Source organism: Streptomyces sp. NPDC005925, from assembly GCF_040638805.1.
Classification (GTDB): domain Bacteria; phylum Actinomycetota; class Actinomycetes; order Streptomycetales; family Streptomycetaceae; genus Streptomyces.
The window spans coordinates 52,910-77,094 of sequence record NZ_JBEXVL010000006.1 but is presented as its reverse complement, the minus strand read 5'-3'; the positions used below and the strand labels follow the sequence as shown (position 1 = coordinate 77,094).

General features: G+C 72.7%; 22 protein-coding genes. 15 read left to right on the top strand and 7 right to left on the bottom strand.

Going from position 1 to position 24,185, the window contains the following annotated elements; genetic code table 11:
* Window positions 1-119: 119 nt before the first annotated feature.
* From ABZ354_RS10560 to ABZ354_RS10535, 6 genes are all read left to right on the top strand, one after another.
* On the top strand, window positions 120-1,166 hold the full coding sequence (locus ABZ354_RS10560) for a zinc-binding alcohol dehydrogenase (protein ID WP_358655100.1): 1,047 nt from the start codon (window positions 120-122) through the stop codon (window positions 1,164-1,166).
* A 25-nt stretch (window positions 1,167-1,191) separates the two neighbouring features.
* A complete protein-coding gene (locus ABZ354_RS10555; RefSeq protein ID WP_358655098.1) occupies window positions 1,192-1,992 on the top strand; it encodes a sugar phosphate isomerase/epimerase family protein in 801 nt (266 codons plus the stop codon).
* Window positions 1,989-3,353: a trehalase family glycosidase gene (locus tag ABZ354_RS10550; RefSeq protein WP_358655096.1), complete on the top strand. Its 1,365-nt coding sequence runs from the start codon at window positions 1,989-1,991 to the stop codon at window positions 3,351-3,353. Before ABZ354_RS10555 ends, ABZ354_RS10550 begins: the two co-directional genes overlap by 4 nt.
* A complete protein-coding gene (locus tag ABZ354_RS10545) occupies window positions 3,350-5,341 on the top strand; it encodes a glycogen debranching N-terminal domain-containing protein (RefSeq protein ID WP_358655095.1) in 1,992 nt (663 codons plus the stop codon). The genes ABZ354_RS10550 and ABZ354_RS10545 overlap by 4 nt, the downstream gene beginning before the upstream one ends.
* A 457-nt stretch (window positions 5,342-5,798) precedes the next feature.
* On the top strand, window positions 5,799-7,517 hold the full coding sequence (gene ctaD / locus ABZ354_RS10540) for a cytochrome c oxidase subunit I (RefSeq protein WP_358655093.1): 1,719 nt from the start codon (window positions 5,799-5,801) through the stop codon (window positions 7,515-7,517).
* 71 nt (window positions 7,518-7,588) lie between these two features.
* On the top strand, window positions 7,589-7,891 hold the full coding sequence (locus ABZ354_RS10535) for a hypothetical protein (RefSeq protein WP_358655387.1): 303 nt from the start codon (window positions 7,589-7,591) through the stop codon (window positions 7,889-7,891).
* Between the two features lie 218 nt (window positions 7,892-8,109).
* On the opposite strand, the gene ABZ354_RS10530 is transcribed toward ABZ354_RS10535, so the two are convergent.
* A complete protein-coding gene (locus tag ABZ354_RS10530; protein ID WP_358655091.1) occupies window positions 8,110-8,859 on the bottom strand; it encodes a hypothetical protein in 750 nt (249 codons plus the stop codon).
* Window positions 8,860-9,293: 434 nt separating this feature from the next.
* Between ABZ354_RS10530 and ABZ354_RS10525 the strand changes: the two genes are divergently transcribed.
* Window positions 9,294-10,979 (top strand): ribonuclease J, encoded by a 1,686-nt coding sequence (locus ABZ354_RS10525; protein ID WP_358655089.1) that lies wholly within the window; start codon window positions 9,294-9,296, stop codon window positions 10,977-10,979.
* Window positions 10,980-11,049: 70 nt separating this feature from the next.
* Complete coding sequence (locus ABZ354_RS10520; protein WP_358655087.1) at window positions 11,050-11,799, top strand: spermidine synthase; 750 nt, start codon at window positions 11,050-11,052, stop codon at window positions 11,797-11,799.
* Window positions 11,800-11,996: 197 nt separating this feature from the next.
* Here ABZ354_RS10520 and ABZ354_RS10515 read toward each other — a convergent pair whose 3' ends face one another.
* The gene (locus ABZ354_RS10515) at window positions 11,997-12,653 is read right to left on the bottom strand and encodes a DUF6629 family protein (protein WP_358655385.1); all 657 of its coding nucleotides are present in this window, start codon (window positions 12,651-12,653) and stop codon (window positions 11,997-11,999) included.
* Between the two features lie 171 nt (window positions 12,654-12,824).
* Complete coding sequence (locus ABZ354_RS10510) at window positions 12,825-13,496, bottom strand: trypsin-like serine protease (protein ID WP_358655085.1); 672 nt, start codon at window positions 13,494-13,496, stop codon at window positions 12,825-12,827.
* 253 nt (window positions 13,497-13,749) lie between these two features.
* On the opposite strand from ABZ354_RS10510, the gene ABZ354_RS10505 reads away from it, so the two are divergent.
* Together ABZ354_RS10505 and ABZ354_RS10500 are read left to right on the top strand one after the other, a co-directional pair.
* Window positions 13,750-14,982: a glycosyltransferase gene (locus ABZ354_RS10505; protein WP_358655083.1), complete on the top strand. Its 1,233-nt coding sequence runs from the start codon at window positions 13,750-13,752 to the stop codon at window positions 14,980-14,982.
* Between the two features lie 126 nt (window positions 14,983-15,108).
* Entirely contained in the window at window positions 15,109-15,531 is a 423-nt protein-coding gene (locus ABZ354_RS10500) for a DUF350 domain-containing protein (protein WP_358655081.1), read from the top strand.
* A gap of 233 nt (window positions 15,532-15,764) precedes the next feature.
* Here the strand turns inward: ABZ354_RS10500 and pgm are convergent, their stop codons facing one another.
* Window positions 15,765-17,405, bottom strand: coding sequence for a phosphoglucomutase (alpha-D-glucose-1,6-bisphosphate-dependent) (pgm, locus tag ABZ354_RS10495; protein WP_358655079.1), 1,641 nt, complete (start codon window positions 17,403-17,405; stop codon window positions 15,765-15,767).
* 308 nt (window positions 17,406-17,713) lie between these two features.
* On the opposite strand from pgm, the gene ABZ354_RS10490 reads away from it, so the two are divergent.
* Window positions 17,714-18,232 (top strand): GNAT family N-acetyltransferase, encoded by a 519-nt coding sequence (locus ABZ354_RS10490; RefSeq protein ID WP_358655077.1) that lies wholly within the window; start codon window positions 17,714-17,716, stop codon window positions 18,230-18,232.
* Window positions 18,233-18,250: 18 nt separating this feature from the next.
* Here ABZ354_RS10490 and ABZ354_RS10485 read toward each other — a convergent pair whose 3' ends face one another.
* Complete coding sequence (locus ABZ354_RS10485) at window positions 18,251-19,015, bottom strand: TioE family transcriptional regulator (RefSeq protein ID WP_358655075.1); 765 nt, start codon at window positions 19,013-19,015, stop codon at window positions 18,251-18,253.
* 69 nt (window positions 19,016-19,084) lie between these two features.
* Here ABZ354_RS10485 and ABZ354_RS10480 point away from each other — a divergent pair, with 69 nt between their 5' ends.
* Window positions 19,085-20,296: an erythromycin esterase family protein gene (locus ABZ354_RS10480; RefSeq protein ID WP_358655073.1), complete on the top strand. Its 1,212-nt coding sequence runs from the start codon at window positions 19,085-19,087 to the stop codon at window positions 20,294-20,296.
* 547 nt (window positions 20,297-20,843) lie between these two features.
* The gene (locus tag ABZ354_RS10475) at window positions 20,844-21,446 is read left to right on the top strand and encodes a hypothetical protein (protein WP_358655071.1); all 603 of its coding nucleotides are present in this window, start codon (window positions 20,844-20,846) and stop codon (window positions 21,444-21,446) included.
* A gap of 119 nt (window positions 21,447-21,565) precedes the next feature.
* Here ABZ354_RS10475 and ABZ354_RS10470 read toward each other — a convergent pair whose 3' ends face one another.
* Together ABZ354_RS10470 and ABZ354_RS10465 are read right to left on the bottom strand one after the other, a co-directional pair.
* The gene (locus ABZ354_RS10470; RefSeq protein ID WP_358655069.1) at window positions 21,566-22,372 is read right to left on the bottom strand and encodes a M23 family metallopeptidase; all 807 of its coding nucleotides are present in this window, start codon (window positions 22,370-22,372) and stop codon (window positions 21,566-21,568) included.
* A 440-nt stretch (window positions 22,373-22,812) separates the two neighbouring features.
* Complete coding sequence (locus tag ABZ354_RS10465; RefSeq protein WP_358655067.1) at window positions 22,813-22,959, bottom strand: hypothetical protein; 147 nt, start codon at window positions 22,957-22,959, stop codon at window positions 22,813-22,815.
* Between the two features lie 316 nt (window positions 22,960-23,275).
* Between ABZ354_RS10465 and ABZ354_RS10460 the strand changes: the two genes are divergently transcribed.
* Complete coding sequence (locus ABZ354_RS10460; protein ID WP_358655065.1) at window positions 23,276-23,569, top strand: metalloregulator ArsR/SmtB family transcription factor; 294 nt, start codon at window positions 23,276-23,278, stop codon at window positions 23,567-23,569.
* Entirely contained in the window at window positions 23,566-23,952 is a 387-nt protein-coding gene (locus tag ABZ354_RS10455) for a VOC family protein (RefSeq protein WP_358655063.1), read from the top strand. Before ABZ354_RS10460 ends, ABZ354_RS10455 begins: the two co-directional genes overlap by 4 nt.
* Window positions 23,953-24,185: the final 233 nt, after the last annotated feature.

Sequence of the window (24,185 nt, the reverse complement as noted above, 5' to 3'; positions counted from 1 at the left end):
CTCGTTCCGGCTTACGTCTGCTGGGCACGCATCTCAGCATTAGTTTTGCGTGTTGACAAGACATAAGTTGGGGTTATTGTCGACGCAACCGCACTGCCAAACCTTTCCGGAGCCATCCGTTGGAACGCGTCGTACAGTTCACCGGTCCACGCCAGGTGGAGCTCGCCCAGCACGCCACAGCCGATCTGCCGCCCGGCCATCTGAGAGTGCGCACCCGCTACTCGGGCATCTCGGCGGGCACGGAGCTGACCGCCTACCGCGGGACGAACCCGTATCTGACGCGGACCTGGGACCCCGGGGCGCGGCTGTTCCGCGAGGGCGCCGCCGGGATCGCCTACCCGGTGGCCGGCTGGGGCTACTCGGAGGTCGGCGAGGTCGTCGAGGTCTCCCCAGAGCTGGCCGGAACCCCGGGGCTGCCCGCCCCCGGCGACCTGGTGTGGGGTATCTGGGGCCACCGCAGCGAGGGCATCGTCCCCGTCGAGCGCATGATCGGCCACACGCTGCCCGCCGGTCTGGAGCCGCTGGCCGGGGCCTTCGCCCGGGTCGGCGCCATCGCGTACAACGCGGTCCTGGCGGGCGACATCCACCTCGGTGAGGACGTCGCCGTGTTCGGGCAGGGCGTCATCGGCCTGCTCACCACCCGTCTCGCCCGGCTCAGCGGCGCCCGCGTCACCGCCGTCGACGCCCTCGACGACCGCCTGGAGACCGCCAGGGCCTACGGCGCGCACCACACCCTCAACGCCCGCACCGACGCCGTCGCCGAACGCATCCGGGAGACGACCGGCGGGCTCGGCGCCGACCTCGCCATCGAGATCAGCGGCGCCTACCCGGCGCTGCACGAGGCCCTGCGCGCGGTCGCCGCCGGAGGCCGGGTGGTGGCCTCCGGCTTCTACCAGGGCGACGGGGTCGGGCTGCGGCTGGGAGACGAGTTCCACCACAACCGGGTCCAGCTCATCTGCTCGCAGATCGGCTCGGTCCCCCCGCAGCTGTCGCACCGCTGGACCGTCGAGCGGCTCCAGCAGACCTTCCTGCGGCTGGTCGCCGAGGGCCAGGTGGACGTCGCCTCCCTGGTGAGCCACGTGGTCCCGGCCGACGAAGCCGCCGACGCCTACGTACTGCTGGACGAGCGTCCCGCACAGGCGCTGCAGGTCGTCCTGGAATTCTGAGAGTCCCGAAAGGCCCTTCCTCCTCATGCTCAAGACCGCCGTTCAGGAACAACTCCTGCCCGGAGACACCCTGCAGGCCAAGTGGGACTTCGCCCAGCGGGCCGGCTACGACGCCATCGAACTGCGCGGCAAGGGCGACCTGCACTTCGCCTCCCGCCTCGACGAGCTCAGGCAGGCGCGCAGGGACGGTGTCGTCATGCCGACCGTGTGCGTGGAGATGCTGCACTTCTTCGGCGCCTTCGACGACGACCTGCGCCGCGACGCCGTCGCGCAGATGAAGTCGCAGCTCACCGTGATCGCCGAGATCGGCGGCGTCGGCGCGCAGACCCCGGCGTCGTACGGGATGTTCTCGCGCCGTCTGCCGCCCTTCGAGGCGCCGCGCAGCGAGGCGAAGGACCGCGAGGTCCTGCTCGCCGGGCTGTCCGAACTCGGTGAGCACGCCCGCAGGGAAGGCGTCACGCTCTTCCTGGAGCCGCTCAACCGGTACGAGGACCACATGGTGAACCGGCTGGACCAGGCGGCCGACCTGATCCGTGCCGTCGGCCTCGACTCGGTGCGGATCGGCATCGACAGCTACCACATGAACATCGAGGAGAGCGACCCCGCCGCCGCGATCCTCGCCCACGCCGACCTGATCGGCCACGCCCAGGTGTCCGACTCCAACCGCTTCCAGCCCGGCGCCGGGCACCTCGACTGGCCCGCCTGGCTCGGCGCCCTGCACACCATCGGCTACGACGGCCACCTGGCGATGGAGTGCCGTCTGACCGGCGATCCCGTCCAGGCCGTCCGGTCCGTCCCCGGCTTCCTCAAGAGGTCGGGCGCGTGAAGTCACTCGTCGGCCCTCCGGTCCGGCCCGCGTCCACCGCCGCCGCAGACCTGACACTGCGCCGGGGTGCGGCGCGGGTCCTCCTCGACAACTGGACCGGCACCTCCACCGTCCCCTCCCGCACCCTGTACCCGCACCAGTGGAGCTGGGACTCCGCGTTCGTCGCGGTCGGGCTGCGCCATCTGTCGGTGCGGCGGGCGCAGCGGGAACTGGAGTCGCTGCTGGCCTCCCAGTGGGCGGACGGACGTATTCCGCACATTGTGTTCAACTCGGGTGTGCCGCACGACGCGTACTTCCCGAGCCCCGACTTCTGGCAGTCGTCCGGGGCCGGGAAGGCGGCGGGCGCGCCCCCGGCCCCCGAGACGTCCGGGATCGTGCAGCCGCCGGTGCACGCCCTGGCGGCCTGGCTCGTGCACCGCAGCGACCCCGCGGAATCGCGGCGCCGGGGCTTCCTCGCCCGCGTCCAGCCCCGGCTCACCGCCTGGCACGACTACCTCCTCAACCGTCGTGACCTGGGCGGCGGCGGCCTCGCGGCGGTCGTCCACCCGTGGGAGCCGGGCATGGACAACAGTCCCTGCTGGGACCGGGCGCTGCGGCGTGTCGAGCCCGCGCCGCCCTCCGGCTTCCGGCGCGCCGACCTCGACCACGGGCACCCCGCCGACCGGCCCACGGACCTGGACTACGGCCGCTACGTGCGGCTCGCCGGTGCATACCGCGAGGCGGGCTACGACGACCGTGTCGTCCGGCACGGCTTCGCGATGGAAGACCCCTGCTTCAACGCGCTGCTGATCGTCAGTGAGCTGGCCCTCGCCGCCATGGCCCGCGAACTGCGCCTGCCCGACGCGCCCTACACCCTGCGCGCCGAGGCCCTCACACGGCGCCTGGTAACCCGGCTGTGGGACGCGTCGGCGGGCCTGTTCCGGGTGCGTGACCTGCACACCGACACCCTCGTCGACGAGCGCGGCGTCTCCGGCCTCGTCCCGCTGATCGTGCCCCACCTGCCTTCCGACGTCGTCGGCAAGCTGCACGCCACGCTCACCGGCCCCCGTTTTCGCGCCCCGGCCACGCGGCTGGTCCCCAGCTACGACCTCACCGGCCCCTCCTTCGACCCACAGCGCTACTGGCGCGGCCCGGCCTGGTTCAACACGGCATGGCTGCTCCACCGCGGACTGCGCGCCCACGGCCTGACGCAGGACGCCGAACGCCTCCGGCAGGGCTTCCTCACGCAGGCGGGACAGTCCGAGTTCGCCGAGTACGTCGACCCCGTCACCGGGGAGGGCCGCGGCACCCGCCGCTTCTCCTGGACCGCCGCCCTCACCCTCGACCTGCTGTGCGCCGACCACGCGGAGGCACCCTCATGACCCCGGCCGACGCGGTCGTGCAGCTGGTGCGCGACGCCACGTTCGCCCGCCTCGCACCCGACGGCGGCATCACGGGCACCCGCGGCACCGCGCCCGACGGGCTGTTCGTGCAGGACGCCCGCCACCTCAGCCTCTGGCAGCTCACGGTCGACGGCGCCGCCCCGGTCCCGCTGCTGCCCGCCGCGGCGGAGACCGGCCACACCGCCACCAGCGCCCTGACCCCCCGGGGCACCCGGGACGACCCGCCCGCCTACACGGTCTTCCGGGAACAGACGGTCGCCGCGGGCACGTTGACCGAGCATCTGCGCCTGGTCAACAACCGCCCCGAGCCGGTGACCGCGCACCTCGACCTCGCCGTCGACGCCGACTTCGCCGACCTGTTCGAGCTGCGCTCCGACGGTCGCCGCTACGCCAGGCCCGACAGCCGTTACGAGACCCGGGCCACCGGCGGCGGCGTCGAGTTCGGCTTCCGGCGGGCCGAGTGGCACGCGCGGACCACCCTCGGCTGCCGCCCCGCGCCGGACGTCGTCGGCGACGCGCCGTCCGCTCCGCGGCCCACCGCGCGCACCCTCGGCTGGCGCCTCGAGATCGGCCCGCACGCGGAGGCAGAACTCCACCTGACGGTCCGCGCCCACCCGCACGGGTACCCGGCCGCCCCGCCGGCCGTGCCGCACGCCGGGCCGGCGACCGCGACCCACGGGTACCCGGCGATCACGACCGCGCCGCACGCCCGGCTTGCGACCGCGACCGCGCGGGACGACCTCACCCGCGCCTGCGAGCGGGGGCTGGCAGACGTCGGCCTGCTGACCATCCCGGTCACCGGTGTCGACGGCGACGAGGTGTACGTCCCCGCCGCCGGCATCCCCTGGTTCCTCACCCTGTTCGGCCGGGACTCCCTGCTGACGTCGTACTTCCTGCTCCCGTACCGTCCGGAGCCGGCCGCCGCCACGCTGAGCGCGCTCGCCGCGTCGCAGGGCCGGCGCCACGACGCGTTCAGCGGCGAGCAGCCGGGGCGCATCGTCCACGAGACCCGGCACGGCGAACTCGCCCACTTCCGGCAGGTCCCCTACGGCCGCTACTACGGCACCGTCGACGCCACGCCCCTCTTCCTGGTCCTGCTCCACGCCCACCACGCGACGACCGGCGACCCTGCACCGGCCCGGCGCCTGGAGCAGCACGCCCGGCGGGCGGTGGACTGGATGTTCACCGACGGCGGCCTGGACGAGCACGGCTACCTCGTCTACACGCCCGACCCGGGCGGCCTGATCAACCAGAGCTGGAAGGACTCGGCCGACGCCATCTGCTTCTCCGACGGCACCCGGGCGGCGGGCCCCGTCGCCGTGTCGGAAGTCCAGGGCTACGCCTACGACGCCCTGGTGCGCACGGCCGCCCTGGCCAGGGACGTCTGGCACGACGAGCCGTACGCGCGCCGCCTCGCCGAGGCCGCAGACGGGCTGCGCGGCAGGTTCCTGACGGACTTCTGGATGACCGGCGGCGACTTCCCGGCCCTCGCTCTGGACGGCGCGGGGCGGCAGGTCGACGCCCTGGCGTCGGACGCGGGACACCTGCTGTGGTCCGGCATCCTCGACGCGGACCGGGGGCGCCGGGTCGGGCGGCGGCTGCTGGAGCCGGACTTCTTCTCCGGGTGGGCGATCCGCACCCTGGCGGCCGGCCAGAAGCCGTACCACCCGTTGTCGTACCACTGCGGCAGCGCATGGCCGCACGACAACGCCGTCATCGCGCTGGGGCTCGCCCGCTACGGCCTGGCCGAGGAGGTCGAGGCCGTCGCCGAGGGCCTGGTCGCGGCGGCGGCGCGGAACGGCCACCGACTGCCCGAGGTCATCGCCGGCTACCCCCGTTCCGCGACCGGCGGCCCCGTCCCCTACGCCCACGCCTGCTCGCCCCAGGCCTGGGCGGCGGCGACGCCGCTCGCCCTGCGCACGGCGCTGCGGCAGCGGGGAGGGGACGACCGGGCCGTGCCCCAGTAGCTGTCGCCGCCTTCGGTGTCCCGGGGGGCGGCGAGGGTGGCGGTACGGCTTCGGCGACCCCGGCCGGGCACGTCGGGCCGGGCACGGCGGGGCCGGTCGCGCGCGGTACGGCGGCACCGCTGACGACGGCCACCCCTGGCTCCCCTGGCTCCCCTCGAGACCTGTCCGCGGCGTGGCCCACCGGGCGGCGGCCGTCCGGGGACAGCCGCGCCCCGACAGGTCGGTCACCGAGCCGGCCTCGATCCGTCGTGCCCGGCTCGCCGACCAACCCGACCGGGTGAACTCGTCCGCCGTTCGGCCGAGCAAAGGCGCACGTCCGGCCCTGTCGGCGTGACCGGAAGGACTACTTTCCGCTGGGCTGGCTCCGCACGCACCGCACGACGGCGGACGGCCGGGGCGTTCGTCCGCCTCCCGCTGCCAGCGTCCACGCACCGCCTGCTGCCGATCGAGGGGTCCGATGGCGACACACACGACTGAGCCGATGTCCGCGGAACCGGCGGCCGAGGAGCGCCTCAGCCGGGGCAAAGTGATCATCTCCTGGCTGACCACCACCGACCACAAGAAGATCGGCCACCTCTATCTGATCACGTCGTTCGGCTTCTTCCTGATCGCCGGGGCGCTGGCCATGGTGATCCGTGCCGAGCTGGCGCGGCCGGGGCTGCAGCTCATCTCCAGCGAGCAGTACAACCAGTCGTTCACGATGCACGGCACGGTCATGCTGCTGCTGTTCGCCACCCCGACGTTCGCCGGGTTCGCCAACGCGATCATGCCGCTGCAGATCGGCTCGCCCGATGTCGCCTTCCCCCGGCTGAACATGTTCTCGTACTGGCTGTTCCTCTTCGGCGGCCTGATCGTGCTCTCGAGCCTCCTCACCCCGCAGGGAGCGGCCGACTTCGGCTGGACCGCCTACACGCCGCTGAGCGGCCCGATCCGTTCCGGTTACATCGGCGCCGACCTGTGGACCATGGGGCTCGCGCTGTCCGGGTTCGGCACCATCCTGGGCGCGGTCAACTTCATCACCACCATCATCTGCATGCGCGCCCCCGGCATGACCATGTTCCGGATGCCGATCTTCACGTGGAACGTGCTGCTGACCTCGCTGCTGGTGCTGCTCGCCTTCCCCGTCCTGGCGGCCGCGTTGCTCGCGCTGGAGACGGACCGGCGCTTCGGCTCGCACATCTTCTCCCCGGAGAACGGCGGGCCGATCCTGTGGCAGCACCTGTTCTGGTTCTTCGGCCACCCCGAGGTGTACATCCTGGCCCTGCCGTTCTTCGGGGTGATCAGCGAGATCATCCCGGTGTTCGCCCGCAAACCGATCTTCGGCTACACCGGCCTGGTCGGCGCCACCATCACCATCACCGGCCTGTCCGTGACCGTGTGGGCCCACCACATGTTCGCCACCGGCGCCGTGCTGCTGCCGTTCTTCTCCTTCATGAGTTTCCTGATCGCCATGCCCACCGGGGTGAAGTTCTTCAACTGGATCGGCACGATGTGGAAGGGATCGCTGTCGTTCGAGCCGCCGATGCTGTGGGCGGCAGGCTTCCTCGTCACGTTCCTCTTCGGCGGTCTGACCGGCGTGCTCCTGGCCTCGCCGCCGATGGACTTCCACGTCCACGACAGCTACTTCGTCGTCGCGCACTTCCACTACGTGCTGTTCGGCACCATCGTCTTCGCGATGTTCGGCGGGTTCAGTTTCTGGTGGCCGAAGATGACCGGCACCATGCTCGACCACCGCCTGGAGAAGATCCACTTCTGGACCCTCTTCGCCGGCTTCCACACCACCTTCCTCATCCAGCACTGGCTCGGCGCGGAGGGCATGCCCCGCCGCTACGCCGACTACCTCGCCGCCGACGGCTTCACGGTCCTCAACACCGTGTCCTCCATCGGCGCGTTCCTCCTGGGCCTGTCCACCCTCCCCTTCCTCTACAACGTGTGGAAAACCGCCCGCCTGGGCAAACGGGTCACGGTCGACGACCCCTGGGGGTACGGGCGTTCCCTGGAGTGGGCCACCTCCTGCCCGCCGCCCCGTCACAACTTCGTCACCCTGCCGAGGATCCGCTCCGAGTCGCCGGCGTTCGACCTGCACCACCCGTACCTGGCCGAGCTCGACGAGAAGGAGAACGTCGGCAAACGCGACGTCATCGACGCGGCCGGTCACGAAAGCGACCGCTCGTGAGGAAGTCCGGGCGCCGCCCTCCGGACACCGGCGACGCCGCGGCCCTCGTCGCGGAGGCCGAGGGCCACCTCATGGCGCGGGCCCACCGGGACCAGGCGCTCCGCGAGGCCGAGGAACTGCGCGCCGGCCTGCCGTGGCTGACCGGCGTCCAGGCGGAGGACCTCACCCGCCAGTACGTCCACCACCGCCTCGACTTCACCCGCCGCATGCTCCAGGACACCGTCCGGCGGGCCGCCGAACTGCGCCAAGAGTACGAGGCCCGGTACGCCGCCCTCCGCCGCGCCCTGCTCAGACGGCACACCGTGTGCGCCTGCCTGGTCCTCGCCTGCGGATTCGGCCTGGGCGTCCTGGGGAACGTGCTCGGCGCACGCTGACGGACGGCGGTGGCGATCCCCCGGACGAGGGGCGGGCGGGCCTTGCCGTTGGGGGGTGGCGGTGTCGTCGGCCTGCCGGGCGGTCATCCGTCGCGTCCCCGAGCGGGCCCGCGTCATGGCGGTTCACCACTGCCGTCGCTCTCGACGGCACGGGCGAACACGCGGAGACTCCGCTCTGCCGTGCGGGCGGCGGCCGGCGCCCTTCCCCCGTGCCGGCCTCAGGGGTGCAGGAGGTGGAGACGGCCGGGCAGGGCCTCGATGCGCAGGGGGGCGCGTACGTCGCGGGAGGGTACGCCGTCCACTTCCAGCCGGTAGGCGCCCCAGGCGCGTTCGAAGCGCAGGCGGCGGATGCGGCGCAGACCGAAGGAGTCGCCGCGTGCCTCCAGCAGGCCCTCGTCGGTCAGGGTCAAGCACAGGGGCCGGTCGCCCGGGGCGGTGATCTTCTCGTTGTCGAGGATGAGGCGGGCATGGCCCGGGTGCGGCTGCAGCGAGACCAGGACGGCCTCGCGTACCGCCACCGCGAAGCCGCCGTCGGCGAGATGGATGCCGGCCACTGCCCTGCGATGCGTGTCCGCCGTGTCGGGATCGCTGCCGCTCCGGCGTCCCGCCGGACGGTCGAGGAGCAGCGGCAGGTCCCACAGGGCGGCGGCCCGCATGGCCTGCTCCGGCTGGGATCCCCCGGCGTACACGAGCAGGTCGACCGGCGGGCGGGGGCCGCGCCCCCGGCCGTCACGCCGGCCCGCCTCGGCCACGGGGTTCAACTCCGTGCTGCGGACGTGCCGTTCGTCGAGACCGATGCGCAACTGCCGGGCCCGTTCCCGCTCGCCGCGGCTCCAGCCGCGCACGATGCCCAGCGTGGGGCGGGCGGCCCGCAGGGTGCCGACGTGGCGTAACGCGGCGTCCAGGAGGTCGTCGGTCTCCGGCGCGACGCGGGTGGCTGCGTCGGGGGACGAGGTCGAGGGCGGCATGCGGGCTCCTTGCGCGCTCGGTACGGGCGGACGACGTCAGGGCTGCGCCGGGGTCCTGGGGGCCCGCGAGACCCGCTGTCGGGGAGGAGACGGCCTCGCGGGCCGCGGCCGGCGGCCGCTGGGGAACGACGCCGCCGAGGTACCGGCGCGGGAGCTCCCCGGCCGCTGTGGCCCGAGGCGGGGCCGACGGCGGAGGTCCAGCCCTTGATCTCCAACCTAACGCGAGAGTCCCGCCGCGAGAAGCCGGTTCCGTGCGGCGTGGACGGCCTTTCGAGTTCGCGTGGAGGCAGGGTCGCCGGGCGACGCAGCACGCCGGAGTCCGTGGCCGCGGACGGTGGACGCGGCCCGGTCCGGCACCAGTCGTGAACGCCGGTGGCGGCGTGATGCGTATGCCGGTAATGGATCACCCGGCGGCCCTCCGGTAGCGTCACGGTATGAGTCACCCGCATCCCGGCCTGAAGCCCGCCCCGCCACTGCCCGCCGGAGGCTTGAGGGTCGTCGCCCTGGGCGGCCTCGGCGAGATCGGCCGCAACATGACCGTCTTCGAGCACGCCGGCAAACTGCTCGTCATCGACTGTGGCGTGCTGTTCCCCGAAGAGACACAGCCCGGCGTGGACGTGATCCTTCCCGACTTCACCTCCATCCGGGACCGTCTGGACGACATCGTGGCCGTGGTGCTGACCCACGGCCACGAGGATCACATCGGCGCCGTCCCGTACCTGCTGCGGGAGCGGTCGGACATTCCCGTCGTCGGTTCGAAGCTCACCCTTGCGTTCCTGGAGGCCAAGCTCAAGGAGCACGGCATCCGGCCCCGGACGGTGCGGGTGAAGGAGAACGACCGGCGCACCTTCGGGCCGTTCGACTGCGAGTTCGTCGCCGTGAACCACTCCATCCCGGACAGTCTCGCCGTGGCCGTCCGCACCGCTGCCGGACTGGTCCTGCACACCGGTGACTTCAAGATGGACCAGTTCCCGCTGGACGACCGCATCACCGACCTGCGGGCGTTCGCGCGGCTCGGCGAGGAGGGCGTGGACCTTTTCCTCACGGACTCCACCAACGCCGAGGTGCCCGGGTTCACCACTTCCGAGCGGGAGTTGAACCCGGCGATCGAGCAGGTGATGCGGACCGCGCCGCGCCGCGTCATCGTCTCCAGCTTCGCCAGCCATGTGCACCGCATCCAGCAGGTCCTGGACGCCGCGCACCAGCACGGCCGCAAGGTCGCGTTCGTGGGCCGCTCGATGGTCCGCAACATGGGCATCGCCCGCGAGCTGGGCTACCTGAAGGTGCCGTCCGGACTGGTCGTGTCCACCAAGGAGCTGGAGAAGCTGCCCGACCACCGGGTGACCCTGGTCTGCACGGGCTCCCAGGGCGAGCCGATGGCGGCGCTGTCACGGATGGCCAACCGCGACCACATGATCCGGATCGGCGAGGGCGACACCGTCCTGCTCGCCAGCTCCCTCATCCCCGGCAACGAGAACGCCATCTACCGGGTGATCAACGGGCTGACCCGGTGGGGCGCCCACGTCGTCCACAAGGGCAACGCCAAGGTGCACGTCTCGGGGCACGCCAGCGCCGGGGAGCTCGTCTACTGCTACAACATCGTCAAGCCCCGCAACGTCATGCCGGTGCACGGCGAGTGGCGCCATCTACGGGCCAACGGCGACCTGGCCATCCGTACGGGTGTCGACCCGGAGCGGGTCGTCATCGCCGAGGACGGTGTCGTGGTCGACCTCGTGAACGGGCGCGCCACCATCACCGGCAAGGTGCCCGCGGGCAACGTCTACGTGGACGGCATGGAGGTGGGCGGCGCCACCGAGGCCTCCCTCAAGGACCGTCTGACCCTGGCCTCCGAGGGCGTGGTCACGGTCGTGGCGATCGTGGACGCCGACACGGGTGCGCTTGCCGAGCCGCCCGACTTCCTGGCCCGGGGCTTCGTGCACGACGAGTCCACGTTCGAGTCGGTGATCCCCGTCATCAAGAAGACGCTGGCCACCGCCGCCGAGGAAGGTGTCGGCGACGCGCACCAGCTGGAGCAGCTCATCGCCCGCGCGGTGGCCAACTGGGCGTTCCGCACCCATCGCCGCAGGCCGCTCATCATTCCCGTCATCATCGACGCCTGAGGGCCGGCCGGGCCGCCGCCGACCATCCTGAAAGCCCCGGCCCCGGCCGGGGCGGAGACGAGGAACACCCGTGAGTGCGCGCTTCGAGGAGATCGACTGGCGCCCGACCCGGCTGGGCGACCTCAGCCTGCGGCGCCGCCGCTCCCCCGGCTCGGACGACGACGTCTACGAGGTGAAACTCGGCGACGAGTTCCTGATGTCCAGCCTGTTCACCGCCGGGGAGGTCGAGCTGACCCGGCTGGGCCTCGCGGAGCTGCCGGGGGCCGAGGGGGCCGGGGCGGAGCTGTCCGGTGCTGTCGGTGAGCTGGACGTCGTGGTCGGCGGGCTCGGCCTCGGATACACCGCCGTGGCCGCGCTCGACGACCCGCGGGTGCGGTCGCTGGTCGTCGTGGAGGCGCTCGGTGAGGTGATCGACTGGCACGAGCGGCATCTCGTGCCGCTCGGCGCACGCGTGGCCGACGATCCCCGCTGCCGCCTGGTGCACGCCGACTTCTTCGAGGCCGTCGGCGACCCGGCGGGCCTGGACCCGCGGACACCGGGACGGCGTTTTCACGCCGTCCTGCTGGACATCGACCACTCACCGCGTCATGTGCTCAACCCCCGGCACGCCGCGCTCTACCGCCCCGAGGGGCTGCGGGCGCTCGGGCGGCACCTGCTGCCCGGCGGGGTCTTCGCGCTGTGGTCCAACGACCCGCCGGACGAGCAGTTCACGGCCGTCCTGGCCGACGTCTTCGCCACGGCCGAGGCCCACATCGTGGACTTCGACAACCCGCTCCAGGGCGGCACGTCGACCAACACCGTGTACGTGACGCGTACATAGTTCCTGGAGAGGGCGGTACCGGCCCGTGTCAGACCGGTGCCGGGAGCCCCGGGATCAGGCCGGTGCTGTATGGCGTGATCATGCCGGTCGGTCCGTGGCCCGCGCCGGACGCGTGACCTCCGCCTCCGGTGCGGCGGAGGGTTCCCGGGGGCCCGTCGCCCGCGCGCAGGCCTGTCCCGGCCCCTGTCCGACGACCGTCAGCCGGGCCGGGCCGGCCTGCCGTCCACGGGCGCGTGCCCCGGCTCCGCGGCTCGGCGGCGGACCCAGCCGAGCAGTGCCACCGAGCACACGGCGGCGACGGCGCACCAGGTGGACACGAACTCCAGCCGCCACAGCGACCAGCTCAGCAGTGCCCCGGCGCCGAGCACGATCCCCAGGACCAGCAGCCCGCGGTCGCCGGAGAGCAGCAGCGAGCCGACCGTGGCCAGCAGGTAGCCGGCGACCAGGAGGCGGGGGTGGTGCAGGTCCAGGACGTAGCCCACGGTGTGGCCGCGGACATCGGCCGTGACCGGGCTTTCGGCCAGGGCGAGGCCGAGTGCCGCCGCCGTCGCGGCGCCGACCGCGAGCAGCGGGATCAGCCGGCGCCGGGCATGTCGCGGCGCGGCGCACAGCACACCCGCCGGCACCCACACGGCGAGCAGGGGCAGAGCGAGGACGGCCCAGGCGAGGGTGGCCGGCCCCGTGCCCCCGTCGGAGGTCCATACGGCCGCCTCGATGATCTGATGGGCCCCGAGCAGCAATGGCAGCGTGGCCAGCGGCAGGTCTCGGCGCCGTCGGACGCGGGTCAGGCAGGCCGCGCCCGCGGCGGCGACGGCGGCGCCCGCCACGAGGTCGGCCTTCGCGCTCCAGCACATGGCACCACCACGGATCGGTCCAGCACGGTCGGCCTGCGCCATCGACCCCACGGTACGTCCCGTGCCCGCCGGCCGCGGGGCGACGCGTCGGCGGCCCCCCTCGTCCTCACCCGCGCACAGGGACGCGCACGCGCGCGACCGTCGCGCGGGAGAGGACGTGTGCCGTACGGCCTACGGGAGCTGGACGAACGGTGACAGGAAAGCCCGCGCGCCGGGCGTGTCCAGGCGGTAGGTGACATTCGTGGCGTAGCACGGGGTGTCGCCGGTGATGGTGGTGGCCGCGAGGATGCGCCTGCCCCCGATGAGGGCGAAGTTGGGCCCGCCGGAGTCGCCGTAGCAGGCGCCGCCGTTGCCCTGGGGGGCGGTCATGGCCAGGCGTGCCCAGGCGTCGTTGAGGGCGTCGAAGGTCACCGGGGCCTTCCTGCGGACGCCGCCGCCCGGGTGGGTCCGGCCGCCCGGTCCGTTCACCGCTTCCCGGGTGCCGTATCCGGCGACGGTCCAGTCGGTGGAGTTGAGCTTCTGCGGGCCGAGGGCGCTCAGTTGGCCGGCGGTGGGCAGGGTGGCCGGGGTGAAGGACCAGCGCGTTTTCGTCTTCGTGGCGGGTAGTTCGACGACGGCGATGTCGTGCGGGTCGGAGGCAGGGCCCGGATAGTCGGGGTGGGTGTGCGCCCGCCCCTGCACGGCGACGGCGTTCGCCTGGGCGGCCGGGTCGCCGGGGTATCTCTTCTCGGCGGCGTCCAGCCCGGCCTGCACGTCCTGGTCGAGCGACACGTAGAAGCGGACGTTGTCGGGCCAGTCCGTAGTGCAGTGGGACGCGGTCAGGAAGGTGTCCGCGTCGATCATCGTGCCGGTGCACACCCAGTCGACGCGTCGTTGTCCCAGGTTGCCACCAGCGCACCGACCTCGGTGCCTACCGGGGCGGGTGTCGCGTTGTACGAGTTGGGGTTGAGTGGACCGGTGCGTACAAAAAAAGAACGAGGAGATGGATCTCCTCGCCACTACCAAGCTATAGCGCACCGGGGGGCTTGCGGCAAGGCCCCGGTCGTGCTCCAGGATGGGCGGCCGAAGCCGGGACCAGGGAAAACGGGGTTGTGTCATGCGTGTGCTGTTGTCGACGTGGGGATCGCGCGGGGACGTCGAGCCGCTTGCGGCGCTCGCGGTGCGAGTGCGGGAACTCGGTGCGGAGGTAGGGGTGTGCGCGCCGCCGGACGAGGAGTTCGCGGCGCTGCTGGCCGGGGTCGGCGTGCCGCTGGTACCGCTCGGTCCGACGGTGCGCTCGGTGGTGTCCCGGGAGAGGCCGCCCACGACGGAGGACGCGTTCCGGCTGGCTGCCGACCTGGTGAACGCGCGGTTCGACACGCTCACCGCGGCGGCGGCCGAGGGATGCGATGTGCTGCTGGCGACCGGCCTGATGCCGGCCGGCGTGCGCTCGGTGGCCGAACACCTGGGCGTTCCCTGCCTGTTCGCGTGCTTCCACACCTTCGGCCTGCCGTCCCCGCACTTCCCGCCGGGACGGCGGCCGGGACGGCAGTCCTCGCCGGAGGAGACCGACCTGGAGGTGCTGTGGGAGGAGGACGCCCAGCGTGTGAACGCGATGTACGCCGAGCCCCTCAACACCCGCCGGGCGGCGCTCGGTCTGCCGCCGGTGGACGACGTGCGCGCCCATGTCCACGGTGGCCGGGCGTTGCTGGCGGCCGACCCGGTCCTGGCGCCGTGGGCGGACCTGACGCATCTCGACCTGGTGCAGACCGGGGCGTGGCTCCTGCCGGACGAACGTCCGCTCCCCGCAGACCTGGAGGCGTTCCTGGCGGCCGGTGAGCCGCCGGTGTACGTGGGCTTCGGCAGCATGGCCATGCGTTCCTCCCCCGGCCTCGCCCGCGTGGTCACCGAAGCGGTCCGCGCACGGGGCCGCCGGGTCCTGCTCGCCCGCGGCTGGGCGGACCTGGCCCGGACGGACGAGGGGGACGACTGCTTCGTCGTCGGCGAGGTCAGTCACCGGGCGCTGTTCGGGAGGGTGGCCGCCGTCGTGCATCACGGTGGCGCGGGCACCACGACGACGGCGACCGCGGCCGGTGCCCCGCAGGTGGTGGTGCCGCAGATCGCGGACCAGCCGTACTGGGCGGCGAGGGTGGCCGAGTTGGGCATCGGCGCGGCACACGACGGGCCGACGCCGACCCTCGGCTCCCTGTCGGCCGCGCTCGCCACGGCCCTGGCGCCCGGGACCCGTGCGCGGGCGGCGGCCGTGGCCGGCACGATCCGCACGGACGGGGCGGCGGTGGCCGCGAAACTGCTGCTAGAGACGGCCGCCCGGGAGCGGCAGCCGCGCTGACGTCGGGCCCGGTCGGCCATCCGCAACCCGGGTGGCCGACCGGGTCGGGGGCCTGGTGCGCTACATTTTGCGTCACCTTGACCGCGATCATTCAACGATCCCTTACGTTATGGAGCCGGGCACCCCATGAGCGACATCGTCAACGGACTCGGACGGGCCACCACGTACGGCGCGCTCGGCCTCGTCCTGCTGGTCCTCGGCATCGTGCTGGTCGACGTGCTCACCCCCGGCAAGCTGGGCAAGCAGATCTGGGAGGAGCGCAACCGCAACGCCTCCCTGGTGCTCAGCTCCGCGCTGCTCGGCATCGGCGGCATCGTGTTCACGTCGATCTGGACGACGTACGAGGACTTCGGCAAGGGCCTCGCGTCGACCGCGGCGTTCGGGCTGCTGGGGCTGGTGATGATGGCGTTGGCGTTCCTGGTGGTGGACCTGATCACGCCGGGGCGGCTGGGCGCGACGCTGGTCGAGCCCGAGCCCCACCCCGCGGTGTGGGTGACGGCGTCCTGCAACCTCGCCGTGTCCGCCGTCATCTCCGCGTCGATCGCCTGACGGCACCCTCCCGGCATCGGCGCACCGACATGTCGGGGTACGCCCGTGGCCGTGCGGGCGGGCTCCGGAACCGTGTCGCTGCCGGTCTCGGTCCTGGGCCTGCGGGCGGGGTCCGGCGCCGTGTCCGCCGTGCGTGCGGAGTCCCGGACCGGTCCGTCGCGCGGGCGGGCTCCGGAACCGTGACGGCCGGACCCCGCCCCGGCGCCCCGCGCGACGAGGCCGGGCGCCCGGCCTCAGTCGGCCAGTGCCCCAAGGACGACGCCCCGGGCCTCCTCCTGGACCTGCCGGAGGTGGTCGGGGCCCCGGAACGACTCCGCGTAGATCTTGTAGACGTCCTCCGTGCCGGACGGGCGGGCCGCGAACCAGGCGTTCTCCGTGGCCACCTTGAGGCCGCCGATGGGCGCGCCGTTGCCCGGTGCCTCGGTCAGCACGGACGTGACCGGCTCCCCGGCGAGGGTGTCGGCGGTGACCCGGGCCGGGGACAGTGCGGCGAGGCGGGCCTTCTCCTCGCGGGTCGCGGGCGCGTCGATGCGGGCGTAGGCGGGCGCCCCGAAGCGGGCGGTGAGAGCGGCGTAGTGCTCGGAGGGGGTCTTGCCGGTGACGGCGGTGATCTCGGAGGCGAGCAGGGCCAGGACGATGCCGTCCTTGTCGGTGGTCCACACCGATCCGTCGCGGCGCAGGAACGATGCGCCCGCGGATTCCTCGCCGCCGAAGCCGAGCGAGCCGTCGGCCAGCCCGTCCACGAACCACTTGAATCCGACGGGGACTTCGACCAGGCGGCGGCCGAGGCCCGCGGCGACGCGGTCGATCATGCCGGAGGAGACGAGCGTCTTGCCCACGCCCGCGTCGGCGGGCCAGCCGGTGCGGTGGGCGTAGAGATAGGAGATGGCGGCGGCGAGATAGTGGTTGGGGTTCATCAGCCCGGCGTCCGGGGTGACGATGCCGTGCCGGTCGGCGTCGGCGTCGTTGCCGGTGGCGATCCGGAACCCGTCGCGCTGCTCGATGAGCGAGGCCATCGCGTACGGCGACGAGCAGTCCATGCGGATCCTGCCGTCCCAGTCCAGCGTCATGAACCGCCAGGTGGGGTCGGTGCGCGGGTTGACCACGGTCAGGTCGAGGCGGTGCTGTTCGGCGATGCGGCCCCAGTAGTCGACGGACGCGCCGCCCAGCGGGTCGGCGCCGATGCGCACGCCGGCCGCCCGGACCGCGTCGAGGTCCAGCACGGCGGGCAGGTCCGAGACGTACGCGCCCAGGAAGTCGTGACGGCCGGTGCCGGGAGCGGCGAGCGCCCTGGCGTACGGGACGCGCCGTACGTCCTTCAGGCCTTCGGTGATGATGTCGTTGGCGCGGTTCTGGATCCACGCGGTGGCCTCCGAGCCGGCCGGACCGCCGTGGGGCGGGTTGTACTTGAAGCCGCCGTCGGCGGGCGGGTTGTGCGAGGGGGTGACGACCACGCCGTCCGCGAGGCCCGGGCCACGGCCCCGGTTGTGGGTGAGGATGGCGTGGGAGACCGCGGGTGTGGGGGTGTAGCCGTCCGCGGTGTCGATCAGGGTCGTCACGTCGTTGGCGGCGAACACCTCCAGCGCGGTGACCCTCGCCGGCTCGGACAGGGCGTGCGTGTCCGCGCCGAGGAACAGCGGCCCGTCGGTGCCCTGCGCCGCCCGGTACTCGCAGATGGCCTGGCTGGTGGCGGCGATGTGGTCCTCGTTGAAGGAGACCGCCAGGGACGATCCGCGGTGGCCGGACGTGCCGAACGCCACCCGTTGGCCGGGGTCCGCCGGATCGGGGTGCAGTGCGTAGTACGCCGTCACCAGGCGGGCGACGTCGATCAGGTCCTCGGGGTCGGCCGGCCGGCCCGCTCGCTCGTGCTGCATGCGCCTGCTCCTTCACATCGGGTCCGCTCGATCGCCCACCCATCTTCCCCCGCACGCCCGGACGATCCGGTACGGAGGGGTGCGCGGCGGGTACGAACCGGCCGTTGTGCCACGGGGTGGGTGCGGGCCGGGCGTTCCGGCGCGGCGCCGCGGCGGTGGGTACGGACCGGCCGCCGCCCCGCGGCACCGGCGTGGCGGGGACGAACCGGCCGCGTCCTCGGAGAGCGGGAGCGGCGGGGGCGGGGCGGGCGCGCGGGCGCGGCGTGGCGTCTCGCGTCGGTGAGCGGGCCGGTGTCAGGGTGGCGCGGATGACTTCCCACCCGCGCGCGGGGGCGCCGTCCTGGTGGCCCGCCGCCCTGGACACGCCTCGGCTGCTGCTGCGTCCGGTGGCGGCGGCGGACCTGCCGTCGATCGAGCGGCTGTGGCGGGACGAACGGGCACGCCTTTTTCTCGGCGGGCCGGTGAGCGAGGACAGGATCGCGATCCGGCGCTCGCGTCTGCCGGGCACACCCGGGGCGTTCGCGGTGGAGTTGCGGGAGACGTCCGCGGTGGTCGGGCTGGTCACCGTCGAGCCGGGTTCTCCCCGGGGCGGGACGGAGGTCTCGTACACACTTCTTCCGGAGGTGTGGGGGTGCGGCCTGGGGCGCGAGGCGGTCGCCGAGGTGATCCGCTGGGCCCGGGGCCTGCCGGGCGCGCAGGCGGTGGTGGCCGTCACGCAGAACGCGAACGTGTCTTCCCGAAGCCTCCTTGAGGCCGTCGGCATGCTGCCCGGCGACGAGCTGGTCGAGTACGGGCAGCGGCGGACGGTCTACCGCCTGCCCGTGTGACCGGGGCCGGGGCCCGCGTCAGTCGGTTCGTTCGCGGGCGCGGAGGTAGGCGTCCAGTTCCGCCGCGCCCGCGAGCATCGCCCGCGCGCGGGCGGACAGCCGGCCGCGCCAGTCGCGCAGGGCGGACTCCAACGGCTGCGGGCCACCGGCCGAACGCACCTGGTCGATCAGCGGGGCGATCTGCTCCAGCAGGTAGCCGCCGCGCCTCAGTTGGTGGGTGAGCCGGGCATCCCGGACGTCCGACTCGTCGTAGACGCGGTAACCGGTCCGCGGGTCACGGCGGGGGCGTACCAGCCCGGCACGCTCCCAGGTGCGCAACGTGGCGGGCCTGATGCCGAGCCGGCCGGCCAGGGGGCCGATGAACGTGTCGGCCACCGTGCGCGCGGTGCCCGCGCCGCGCGCGCCGGCGGCGCGGGGCTCCGGCACCGCCCCGGACTCCAGGTCGCGCAGGGCGCCCTCCACGGCTTGGAGCGTCCGGCGGTCGTCGAGGAGCTGGGCGTGGCTCTCGTCGACGAGGCGGAACGCCTCCTCGGTCGTGCCCTCGTTCACCGCCCGCATGATCGACGTCGCCGCGGGGTGGCCGTGGCCCGGCACCAGGGCGAGGAAGGCGCGCAGGGCGTGCGCGTGCAGCGGCGTGTAGGTGCGGTAGCCGTGGGGTGTGCGAGCGGCGGGCGGCAGGATGCCGGCGTCCTCGTAGTTCCTGACCGCCTGTGTGGACAGGCCGTGTCCGCGCGCCAGGTCGATCGGCCGGAGCCGTACACCGCTTTGAAGGTTTTCTGCCATGAGACCGCCGTATAGCTGCTGTCTTCGCGAAAAAGTTTCCACCGAAGCTTCAACGATAGCGTGGAGACCATGATCGCAGACATCAGGAACGACGCCCTTCCCGTCGATGCCGCCGCCGTCATGGGGCTGCTGCCGGCCCGGCCCCGGCTGCTCGCCCTGGGCGAGCCCACGCACGGCGAGGACACACTGCTCGACGTACGGAACGGCCTCTTCCGGCAGTTGGCCGAGCAGGAGGGCTACCGGTCGATCGTGATCGAGAGCGACTGTGTGGCGGGCCTCGTCGTGGACGACTACGTCACCTCGGGCGCCGGCACCCTCGACGAGGTCATGGAGCGCGGGTTCAGCCACGGGTGGGGTGCGTCCGACGCCAATCGCGAACTGGTGCGCTGGATGCGCGCGTACAACGACGGCCGGCCCACGTCCGAGCAGGTCCGCTTCGCCGGTTTCGACGGCCCGCTGGAGATCACGGAAGCCGCGAGTCCCCGCCGCGTCCTCACCGCGCTGCACGACTACCTCTCCTTGCGGGTCGACCCGGACCTGCTCCCCTGCACCGCGGGAACGCTCGACCGCCTGCTCGGCAGCGACGACCGGTGGACCGACCGGGCCGCGATGACGGACCCGTCGCGATCCGTGGGGCGGTCGGCGGAAGCCGGGGAGCTGCGGCTGCTCGCCGACGACCTGGCGGAACTGCTGGACGAGCAGACCCCGCACCTGCTGACGACGACCTCACGGGAGGACTTCGACCGGGCGCGCCTGTACGCGCGTACCGCCACCGGTCTGCTGCGCTACCACCACTGGATGGCCGACACCTCGCCCGCCCGCCTGACGCGGCTGGTGGGCGTGCGGGACCGGATGATGGCCGACAACCTCCTCGCGGTCGCCGAACGGGGCCCGGCACTGGTCCACGCCCACAACACCCATCTCCAGCGGCACAGGAGCACGATGCGGATGGGCGGCCGGCCGCTGGAGTGGTGGGGTGCCGGCGCGATCGTCAGCACCCGCCTGGGAAAGGACTACGCCTTCCTGGCCACGGCCCTCGGCACGATCCGGCACCAGGGCGTGGACACCCCGCCGCCGGACACCCTCGAAGGGTTCCTGTACGCCCTCCCGGGGGACGCCTGCGTCATCGACCCGCGCCGGCTGGCCGCCGCCCTGGGCGATCCCCGCCCCCTCCCCCGCGTGTCCCCCTGGTTCGGCTACGCCCCCTTCGACCCGGCCCGCCTGACCGACGCCGACGCGCTCGTGTTCGTCAGGGACCTCCCGCGGGGCGGGCAGCGCTAGCGGGCCGTCCTCGCGGCGGGGCGACGCGCGGCGGGCGGGCGGCCGATGTGTCGCTTTCAGGCCACCCGAGTCACGAACGCGGCGCGCCCGTCGGCACGTCGACCGCGACCCCGTGAACGAGCACGACCATGAGGTAGGTGCACCATGGCCGCACATGTACCGGTATGCGCGTTCTCCATGCCACCTACCGAACACGCTCATGAATGTTCACGACTACCGCAGCCACCGGCCCACCGCGCCTCGACCCTTCACGGATTGCGGGCCCGCGGGGCGACCGACGCCGCCCCGCCGAAATGCAGTCACCCGTCAAGGACCCCGGCCTTTCCTTACTCTCGGACGACTTTGTTACCCCCGGTAACTTGTCTTGTTCCATTCCAAGCCGAGTATTGCGATCCGCGCTTCCCGGCCCTTAAATTCCAGGCAGTGCTCGATCGGTCGGCCGGCGAATCCGGCTGACGTTTCCGTTACGTTTGCCACGTCTGCGGTTGCCGCCCGATCGGGGACGGTTTCCGCGGGCGCGGCAACCCCGCAGAAGGGAACCGGAACCATGCACCGCGTCACCCGCACGGTCCTCACCGCTGCCGCCCTCAGCGGCGCGGCCCTCGGCCTCACCGTCGCCCCCAGCTCGGCCGCCGCACAGGCCACCTGGACCGTGTCGCCGGGCGGCAGCTTCACCGGACACGCCGACAACCCGGGCTTGGTGACGGACTCCGGCACGCACTCCTGCACCTCCGCCGACGTCGCCGGCTCCGTCAAAAGCGGCTCGGGCCTGTCCGGCACGGGCATCGGCCAGCTCAACACGATGTCGTTCACCGGCTGCTCGGCGCTCGGGCTCAGCGTCACCATCACCGCCTCGGACACGCCGTACGCCATCGACGTCACCGGTGTGGACGCCACCGACCCGGACCGGGTGAACGGCGAGGTCGTCGGCGTCAAGGCCCACGTCTCCGGCTTCGCCTGCTCGGCCGACTTCACGGGCACGGTCCACGGCTACTTCGACAACGCGGCCGGCACCCTGGTGGCCGACGGGACGAGCCGGGACCTCGTGGCGTCCGACGCCAGTTGCCTGGGGATCATCAGCAACGGCGACACCGCGGCCCTCCAGGCCGTGATCAAGCTCAACCCGGCGTCGAGGATCACGCTGGACTGACAGGTCGGGCCGCGCGGCGAGAAGCGATTCGCCGCGCGGCCCGTTCATTTCCCTTTTCCCTCCCTTTCCTTCCCCGCGGCCGGTCCCTGACGGCGGGGAAGAAAAGAAAAGGGTCCTGCTCAGCAGTCCGGAATCACATTCCCGCTGTTGTCGCGCGCCTCGTCATTGCCCCAGCGGGACAGATAGTAGGCGGAGACGTACTGGCCGCCCGGGCCGACGTCCAGGTCGGTCTTCAGCCACCAGTGGTTGAAGCTCCCGGAGCCGTCGCGGATCTCACGGCCCCACGCCTTGCAGAACACGTAGTTGGTGCCCGCGTTGAGGGTGCCGGTCTGGGTGGTGCTGGTCGGCGAGGCGTACCCCGGCGCGTTGGCGAACGTGTCCACCCAGTACTTGCCGCCACCGCCACCGCAGCCGTTGTCGCTGGTCAGGTACTTCTGGTTGTACGAGCCCGGGTACGGGGCCAGCGAGGCGCCGTTGATGTGGATGGTCTGACCCACACCGTTGTAGAGCTGCTCGTAGTGGTTGTGCGCGCCGGAGCTGTTGCCGGTGGAACCGGTGTAGCCGATCGTCTGGCCCTGGGCCACGCCCTGTCCGTGGCTGATCGCGTAGGACGACAGGTGGAAGTAGTACGTCTTCCAGCCGCCGCCGTGGTCGATGACGACGTAGTTCCCGGCGCCGTTCGCCTCGTAGTAGCGGTAGGCGGTGCCCGAGGCGGACGCCAGCACCGGGGTGCCCGCGGTGGCGCCGCCGTCGGCCCGGACGAAGTCCAGCGCGAGTCTGACCTCCGCCGAGTGGTGGCTGTAGGTCCACTTCTGACCGCACGGGTAGGGCGCCTTGAAGTTGGGTGCCGCCTGCGCCGACGGGGCGGTGACCAGGCCGACGAGGAGCGCGCCCAGGACCATCATGATGATCCGGAGATGACGCATCGAACCTCCTGAGAGTGGGGTTTGCCAACAGGCAGAAACACGACGGCGGTCCGGAAGGACGATGCCGTCGCTGTCACACGTGCGCCCGGCGGCCGCACCGGCGGGCCGGAGTCCTACGGCGAGCCGTGGGCGCCACGGCCGTGCCTCACGGGAGGGTGCCGCCCGGGCCGTCGTGACGGTTGCCGTACGGCACGTCGACAAGCCGCATGCACAACTCCACTTCGCTGGTCATCCGCGCTGGGCGGGCGAGGCCGATCCGATCGTGCTCATGACAGACGATACCGACCAAGTCGACCGCGAAACAGGGGCGTCGGGCTAGACCGGCTGCCGCCACCTGCAATCGAGTTTTCCTCGACCGCGCGGCGGTGCGGGGTGGAGAACAGCGGTCACCCGCCGACGCCGGGCCGCGCGTCGGCCGCGCGCGTCGGCAGGTAAGGGCGTCAGCGGCGCGAGCGCAGCCGGGCCAGGAGTTGCCGGGCCTGGGCGCGGCGACGGGGATCGGACGCGGCACGCCGCGCCTGGTCGACGGTGCGCCGCCCCTGCGGGCTCCGCGCGAACCGCTTGATTCGTTCGATCAGACCGGGCATGACACTTCCTTCGCTGGGTCCGGCCGGGTTCGGCACCCCGGCTGTCGTACCGGGCCGAGGGCCGGAGGGTCGTACCGGGTCCGGACCCGGAGGTCGTACCGGGTCCGGCACCCCGCTCTCATGTGACCCCGTCTACCCGGTACCCGCAGGTCCATCCCGGCGGACGGAGGGCCTCCTCACCCGTTCGGCCCGGGCCGTGCCCCCGCGGCGCACGCCACGCGCCCGTCACCGCGACGCCCGCGAACGGGGCGACGGCGCGCGGACCCGATCCGGCCTCCACTTGATAGGCAAGTCACTACTTGCCTATGGTGGGGTCATGGCTGAGGATGTTTTCAAGGCCCTGGCCGACCCGACCCGTAGGCGCATCCTCGACGAACTGGTGGAGCGGGACGGCCAGACCCTGTTCGAGATCTGCACCCGGCTGGTGACGAAACACGGCCTGGGGCTGTCCCGGCAGGCCATCAGCCAGCACCTGGCCGTGCTGGAAGCCGCCGGCCTGGTCGTGTCACGGCGCCAGGGCCGCTACAAGTTCCACGACCTGAACACCGCACCGCTTGAGCGCATCGCCACCCGCTGGCTCAGGCCCCACAGACCGGAGAGCACATCATGAGGATCCACCTGTCGAGCGTTTTCGTGGACGACCAGGAGAAGGCCCTCCGCTTCTACACGGACGTCCTGGGCTTCGTGAAGAAGCACGACGTCCCGCTGGGCGAGGACCGGTGGCTGACCGTGGTCTCGCCCGAGGACCCGGAGGGGACCGAGCTGCTGCTGGAGCCCTCCGGTCACCCCGCGGTGCAGCCGTACAAGACGGCGCTGGTCGAGGACGGCATCCCGGCCACCTCGTTCGCCGTGGACGACGTGAGCGCGGAGTTCGACCGGCTGCGCGGGCTCGGGGTTCGGTTCACCCAGGAGCCGCTGGAGATGGGCCCGGTCACCACCGCCGTGCTGGACGACACCTGCGGCAACCTGATCCAGATCGTGCACAGCAAGTAAGAGACCGTACGGGCGGACGGACAGCCGCCTGCCCGTACGGCCGGGCCGGTCGCCGATCCCGTTCCCGGTCCGGGGCATTCCCGCGGAGTCCCGGGCGGCGGGCGGCCCGTGGGCACGGCTGCCCCGCGGGGTCGCCCCGACCGCCGACGCCGAGGAACCGCGGCCATGGCCGCTCCCCTGGACGCGCCGGCCCCGCCACCGGGTCCTGGTCCGCAGCCCCGCACGTGCCGCTC

Bases quoted from the DNA above. Each gene is read 5' to 3' on its own strand.
- ABZ354_RS10555 (WP_358655098.1), top strand. From the start codon at position 1,192: ATGCTCAAGACCGCCGTTCAGGAACAACTCCTGCCCGGAGACACCCTG.
- ABZ354_RS10545 (WP_358655095.1), top strand. From the start codon at position 3,350: ATGACCCCGGCCGACGCGGTCGTGCAGCTGGTGCGCGACGCCACGTTC.
- ctaD (WP_358655093.1), top strand. From the start codon at position 5,799: ATGGCGACACACACGACTGAGCCGATGTCCGCGGAACCGGCGGCCGAG.
- ABZ354_RS10535 (WP_358655387.1), top strand. From the start codon at position 7,589: ATGGCGCGGGCCCACCGGGACCAGGCGCTCCGCGAGGCCGAGGAACTG.
- ABZ354_RS10530 (WP_358655091.1), bottom strand. From the start codon at position 8,859: ATGCCGCCCTCGACCTCGTCCCCCGACGCAGCCACCCGCGTCGCGCCG.
- ABZ354_RS10525 (WP_358655089.1), top strand. From the start codon at position 9,294: ATGAGTCACCCGCATCCCGGCCTGAAGCCCGCCCCGCCACTGCCCGCC.
- ABZ354_RS10515 (WP_358655385.1), bottom strand. From the start codon at position 12,653: ATGTGCTGGAGCGCGAAGGCCGACCTCGTGGCGGGCGCCGCCGTCGCC.
- ABZ354_RS10510 (WP_358655085.1), bottom strand. From the start codon at position 13,496: ATGATCGACGCGGACACCTTCCTGACCGCGTCCCACTGCACTACGGAC.
- ABZ354_RS10505 (WP_358655083.1), top strand. From the start codon at position 13,750: ATGCGTGTGCTGTTGTCGACGTGGGGATCGCGCGGGGACGTCGAGCCG.
- ABZ354_RS10500 (WP_358655081.1), top strand. From the start codon at position 15,109: ATGAGCGACATCGTCAACGGACTCGGACGGGCCACCACGTACGGCGCG.
- pgm (WP_358655079.1), bottom strand. From the start codon at position 17,405: ATGCAGCACGAGCGAGCGGGCCGGCCGGCCGACCCCGAGGACCTGATC.
- ABZ354_RS10490 (WP_358655077.1), top strand. From the start codon at position 17,714: ATGACTTCCCACCCGCGCGCGGGGGCGCCGTCCTGGTGGCCCGCCGCC.
- ABZ354_RS10485 (WP_358655075.1), bottom strand. From the start codon at position 19,015: ATGGCAGAAAACCTTCAAAGCGGTGTACGGCTCCGGCCGATCGACCTG.
- ABZ354_RS10480 (WP_358655073.1), top strand. From the start codon at position 19,085: ATGATCGCAGACATCAGGAACGACGCCCTTCCCGTCGATGCCGCCGCC.
- ABZ354_RS10475 (WP_358655071.1), top strand. From the start codon at position 20,844: ATGCACCGCGTCACCCGCACGGTCCTCACCGCTGCCGCCCTCAGCGGC.
- ABZ354_RS10470 (WP_358655069.1), bottom strand. From the start codon at position 22,372: ATGCGTCATCTCCGGATCATCATGATGGTCCTGGGCGCGCTCCTCGTC.
- ABZ354_RS10465 (WP_358655067.1), bottom strand. From the start codon at position 22,959: ATGCCCGGTCTGATCGAACGAATCAAGCGGTTCGCGCGGAGCCCGCAG.
- ABZ354_RS10460 (WP_358655065.1), top strand. From the start codon at position 23,276: ATGGCTGAGGATGTTTTCAAGGCCCTGGCCGACCCGACCCGTAGGCGC.
- ABZ354_RS10455 (WP_358655063.1), top strand. From the start codon at position 23,566: ATGAGGATCCACCTGTCGAGCGTTTTCGTGGACGACCAGGAGAAGGCC.